At 65.3% G+C, this 4,863-nt stretch carries 5 protein-coding genes and 2 pseudogenes; all 7 read left to right on the top strand.

What is annotated here, in order from left to right; all coding sequences use genetic code 11:
* Positions 1-267 (top strand): annotated as a pseudogene (locus tag FVW20_RS07665) (chorismate mutase); the annotation flags it as partial.
* Positions 224-490 carry a hypothetical protein gene (locus FVW20_RS07660; RefSeq protein WP_155860564.1) on the top strand — a complete coding sequence of 89 codons (267 nt, stop codon included), beginning with the start codon at positions 224-226 and terminating at the stop codon, positions 488-490. The pseudogene FVW20_RS07665 and the gene FVW20_RS07660, both read left to right, overlap by 44 nt.
* Before the next feature lie 118 nt (positions 491-608).
* Positions 609-1,793 (top strand): pyridoxal phosphate-dependent aminotransferase, encoded by a 1,185-nt coding sequence (locus FVW20_RS07655; RefSeq protein ID WP_196608959.1) that lies wholly within the window; start codon positions 609-611, stop codon positions 1,791-1,793.
* Between the two features lie 521 nt (positions 1,794-2,314).
* Positions 2,315-3,862, top strand: coding sequence for a signal recognition particle protein (gene ffh, locus FVW20_RS07650; protein ID WP_196608958.1), 1,548 nt, complete (start codon positions 2,315-2,317; stop codon positions 3,860-3,862).
* Between the two features lie 88 nt (positions 3,863-3,950).
* Positions 3,951-4,190, top strand: a complete 240-nt coding sequence (gene rpsP, locus FVW20_RS07645) for a 30S ribosomal protein S16 (RefSeq protein ID WP_035068560.1) — start codon at positions 3,951-3,953, stop codon at positions 4,188-4,190.
* Positions 4,191-4,273: 83 nt separating this feature from the next.
* Complete coding sequence (locus FVW20_RS07640) at positions 4,274-4,507, top strand: KH domain-containing protein (RefSeq protein ID WP_015946506.1); 234 nt, start codon at positions 4,274-4,276, stop codon at positions 4,505-4,507.
* 196 nt (positions 4,508-4,703) lie between these two features.
* Positions 4,704-4,863, top strand: a pseudogene (locus FVW20_RS07635) (ribosome maturation factor RimM); the annotation flags it as partial.

Raw genomic sequence — 4,863 nt, 5'->3', positions numbered from 1 at the left:
TTCGGCAACGTGGCCGCCGGGTCCAAGGCCCCGGCCAATGGTTCGCCCTGGGCCAGCCCCACGGCTGCCTGGACGTTCGGGCTGGCGCTGGGCGCGCTGCTGCGCCCCGGCCTGCACCTGTCCAACCCCGGCAACGTGACCGAGCTGATGCCCGGCTTCTGGGCGCTGTACAACGGCCTGCCCTCGCCCGATAACGCCCCGCGCAAGCCCAAGGAGCAGAAGGATGACGTTGCCAAGCCCGCTCGACGACGCATCATTACCGAATAGCATCCCCGAGTTGGAGGCCCAGATGGCCCTGCTCGAAGAGGAACGCCGCGCCTGCGAGGCCACCGTGCGCCGCCTGTGCGAGACGGAACGCCCCGACGAGGGAATCTGCTTCGCGCAGGAAATCCACCAGGCGCGCCAGCGCAAGCTGCAACTGGAAGTGCAGAGGGAACTGCGGCGGGTGCGCATCAACCGCCTGCGCCTGGACGCCAACTCCATGTTCTAGATCATGACCCGCCGGGGGAGGCGACGCGCGATGCGTCGCCTCCCCCGGTGCCGTTTGCGGCCCACGCCTGTCGCGCGCCGGACCGCTCGCACCACCGACAACCCGCCGAGGTCGCAACATGTCGCTCATATCCCAGCAGATTTCCGGGTACCTTGAACGTTCGTCGTGGATCCGCAAGATGTTCGAGGCGGGCATAGCCCTCAAGCAGCAGTACGGCGAAGAGGCCGTGTGCGACTTCAGCCTGGGCAACCCCGATCTGCCCGCCCCGCCCGCCGTGGGCCAGGCCCTGCGCGAACTGGCCGACCACGCGGGCGAGCCGTTCGCCTTCGGCTACATGCCCAACGGCGGCTACCCGTGGGCCCGCGCCAAGCTGGCCGTGCATCTTTCTTCGGAACAGGGCGTGGACCTGACCGCCGACGACGTGGTGCTTACCTGCGGCGCGGCGGGCGGCCTGAACGCCTTCCTGCGCGCGGTGCTGGAACCCGGCGACGAGGTGCTGGCCGTGTCGCCGTTCTTCGTGGAATACGGCTTCTACGTGGCCAACCACGGCGGCGCCTTCCGCACCGTGCCCTCGAAGCCCGACACCTTCGCGCTGGACGTGGCCGCCATAGAGGCCGCCATCGGTCCGAAAACGCGCGCGCTCATCGTCAACTCGCCCAACAACCCCACCGGGGTCATCTACAACCGGACGGAACTGACCGAGCTTGCGGCGGCGCTGGGCCGCGCATCGCAAAAGCACGGGCGGCCCATCTTCCTGATCTCGGACGAGCCGTACCGCTTCCTGTCCTATGACGGCGACGAGGTGCCCTCGCTGCTGCCCCTGTACCCGCACGCGGTGGTGGTCAGTTCGTTCTCCAAGAATCTTTCGCTGGCGGGCGAACGGCTGGGCTACATCGCCCTTTCGCCGCTGATGGAAGGGCGCGGCACGCTGATGGCCGCGCTGCTGCTGACCAACCGCATCCTCGGCTTCGTGAACCCGCCCGCCGTGGGCCAGCACCTGATGGCGAAAGCGCTGGGATCGCAGGTGGACGCGGGGATCTACGCTCGCCGTCGCGACATGATGGCGCGCATCCTGCGCGACGCGGGGTACGAATTCCAGATGCCCGCCGGGGCGTTCTACTTCTTCCCCAAGGCGCCGGGCGGCGACGACGTGAAGTTCGTCAACCGGCTGATGGAAGAGAAGGTGCTGGCCGTGCCCGGTTCCGGCTTCGGCGGGCCGGGGCACTTCCGGCTGACCTTCTGCGTGGGCGAAGATGTGATTGCAAGGTCGGCGGAAGGGTTTAGAAGGGCCATCAAGGGGTAACGGCTGATGCCGGGAAGAGGCAGACAAGATCAGGATTAAGAGCAAGAAAAGAGAGGCCGTGCCCTGATGGGTGCGGCCTCTCGTTATTATTGTTGGCGGGTGGGAATGGGGTCGTGCGCAGTTGCACCCTACTTCTACGAAGACAGCCGTGCGCGGTTGGGGATACCCGATTTCGTTATGTCTCCGACGGGCAAGGGGCCGCCGCTCTGCGGCCCCTTGCCCGTCGGAGACATAACGAGATCGGGAGGGACCAATAGGGCACAACTGCCTTCGTAGAAGCAGCCTCCAACCACGCACTCCCCATCTCCCACCCGCCCGAGACATAACGAAATCGAGCGTTCCCAACAGCGCACGACGGTCTCCGTAGAAACCGCATCCAACCGCGTACAGCACTCCCCTCCTCCTCCAATCCCCTCCCCCTTGTCCCCTTCCCCTCCCTTCCCACCACACCTCATCCTTGACTTCCCCCCCAAACCCATGTACCGAACCTCCTCTTACGATATTCGCCGGACGGGGTATGCATGTTCGATAGTCTCTCGGACAGACTGACAGGAGTTTTCCGGAAGTTCACCGGCACGGGCCGCCTTGACGAAGCCAACATCCAGGATGGCCTTCGCGAGGTGCGTCTGGCGCTGCTGGAAGCCGACGTCAACTTCAAGGTCGTCCGCGACTTCATCGAACGCGTGCGCGAACGGTGTCTCGGCCAGGACGTACTGAAAAGCCTTACCCCTGCCCAGCAGGTGGTGAAGATAGTCCATGACGAACTGGTCGAACTGCTGGGCGGCGGCACCACCCAGCTCGACCTGCGCGGCAGGCAACCCTACGTCATCATGATGGTGGGCCTGCAGGGCTCGGGCAAAACGACCTCGTCGGCCAAGATTGCCAATCTGCTGCGCAAGCAGAAGATGCGCCCGTACCTGGTTCCCGCCGACGTGTACCGCCCGGCGGCCATCGACCAGTTGCACACGCTGGCCAAGCAGCTCGACATTCCGGCCTACCCCTCGGCCCCCGGCATGAACCCGGTGGACATCGCCGTGGCCGCCGTGGAAGACGCGCGCGAAAAGCAGTGCAACGTGGTCATCGTGGACACCGCGGGCCGCCTGCACATCGACGAAACCCTGATGCAGGAGTTGGTCTCCATCAAGGGCCGCGTCGAGCCGCAAGAGATTCTGTTCGTGGCCGACGCCATGACCGGCCAGGACGCGGTGACGGTTGCCGAATCGTTCAACACCACGCTCGACATTTCCGGCGTCGTGCTCACCAAGATGGACGGCGATGCCCGCGGCGGCGCGGCCCTGTCCATCCGCTCTGTCACCGGCAAGCCGGTGAAGTTCGTGGGCATGGGCGAGAAGCTCTCGGACATCGAGGTCTTCCACCCCGACCGCGTGGCGGGCCGCATTCTCGGCATGGGCGACATGATGACGCTCATCGAGAAGGCGCAGTCCACCATCAAGGCCGAAGAAGCCGAGGAGCTGGGCCGCAAGTTCCAGAAGGCGGAGTTCGACCTGGAGGACTTCCGCACCCAGATGCGCCGGCTGAAGAAGCTGGGCTCGCTGGAAGGCATCCTGAAGCTGATTCCCGGCATGGGCGCGCTGCGCGAAAAGCTGGGCGAGATGAACGTGCCGGAAAAGGAGATGGGCCGGGTAGAGGCCATCATCAATTCCATGACCATGCAGGAGCGCCGCAACCCCAAGGTGCTGAACGGCAGCCGCCGCCAGCGCATCGCCATGGGTTCCGGCACCACCGTGCAGGACGTGAATCAGCTGATCAAGAATTTCGAGCAGATGCGCGACATGATGAAAAAGGTCATGGGCGGGGGCAAACCCGCGCAGGCCGGAAAGATGCCACGCATGCCCAAGCTGCCCGGAATGGGCGGCATGGGGGGCCTTGGAGGAATGGGTGGGCTGCCCGGAATGGGCGGCCTGGGCGGGCTCGGCGGCATGCCGGGAATGCCCGGCACGGGTGACGGCGAAGGCGCGCCCGGCGGCCCCAACTCCATGTCCAAGACCGCGCTCAAGAAGAAGAAGCAGCTGCGCAAGCAGCAGCGCAACAAGAGCAAGAAGCGCTGAGGACGAAAAGTTGTCGGGTGGGAATTCTCGCCCACTTGCGCTTTTCCCGAGATACCATACTATACACAGACTAGTTGGAGACCAAATCATGTCCGTGAAGCTGAGACTCGCCCGCATGGGCAACAAGAAGCGTGCCTTCTACCGGATCGTCGCCGTCAACAGCGCTGCGCGCCGCGATGGCCGTCCGCTGGAATTCCTGGGCTTCTACAACCCCATGGTGAATCCTGCCGAAGTGAAGATCGACACTGCAAAGGTGCAGAAGTGGCTGGATCAGGGCGCCGAGCCCACCGACACCGTCCGCGCCCTGCTCAAGAAGCAGGCCGGGTAGTGCGGCGCCGGTAACCCGGTATCCCGTCGCGGAGGCGCCTCGCCGGAAGCTGTAATCCTGCGGAACATCCTGTGGAGGTGGCCATGCTGAAGGATCTGGTCGAATACATCGCGAAATCCCTCGTCGACAAGCCGGAAGACGTGCATGTGACGGAGGTCGAGGGCGAGCAGACGTCCGTTCTCGAACTGAAGGTAGCGAAGGAAGACCTCGGCAAGGTCATCGGAAAACAGGGCCGCACGGCGCGTGCCATGCGCACCATTCTTGGTGCGGCATCCACCAAGGCACGCAAGCGTTCCGTGCTCGAAATCCTCGAGTAGCCTTCTGCCCCCCGGCGCGTAGTGATACGGCCGCACGGGGCGGACACGCGACAGAAGTCCATCAGAACGACTAGCCCGGACGCGCAAGCCGAAGGGCTCTTGTCGCTTGGGCGACCGTGCACGCGCGGCGGACCGTAACCTGCGGCCCTTCCCCGACGCCCACGGGCATCACCTTCAATCCACGCAACGGGCGCACATGAGCGACGACTCCTTCATCGAAATCGGCCTCGTCGGCAGGCCCCACGGCCTGCGCGGCGAAGTGGGCGTGGACTTCTGGGCCGAATCGCCCGACCTTCTGCGCGGCACCCTGTGGCTGCGCCCCGGGCGCGGCGCGCCCCGCCCCCATACCGTGGCCG

This window comes from Nitratidesulfovibrio oxamicus (genome assembly GCF_015731765.1).
Lineage (GTDB): Bacteria > Desulfobacterota > Desulfovibrionia > Desulfovibrionales > Desulfovibrionaceae > Cupidesulfovibrio > Cupidesulfovibrio oxamicus.
This window is presented reverse-complemented; position numbering and strand designations above follow the sequence as displayed.

What these genes read in the sequence shown, in the direction of transcription:
- ffh (WP_196608958.1), top strand. Translation starts at nt 2,315, where the DNA reads ATGTTCGATAGTCTCTCGGACAGACTGACAGGAGTTTTCCGGAAGTTC.
- FVW20_RS07655 (WP_196608959.1), top strand. Translation starts at nt 609, where the DNA reads ATGTCGCTCATATCCCAGCAGATTTCCGGGTACCTTGAACGTTCGTCG.
- FVW20_RS07660 (WP_155860564.1), top strand. Translation starts at nt 224, where the DNA reads ATGACGTTGCCAAGCCCGCTCGACGACGCATCATTACCGAATAGCATC.
- rpsP (WP_035068560.1), top strand. Translation starts at nt 3,951, where the DNA reads ATGTCCGTGAAGCTGAGACTCGCCCGCATGGGCAACAAGAAGCGTGCC.
- FVW20_RS07640 (WP_015946506.1), top strand. Translation starts at nt 4,274, where the DNA reads ATGCTGAAGGATCTGGTCGAATACATCGCGAAATCCCTCGTCGACAAG.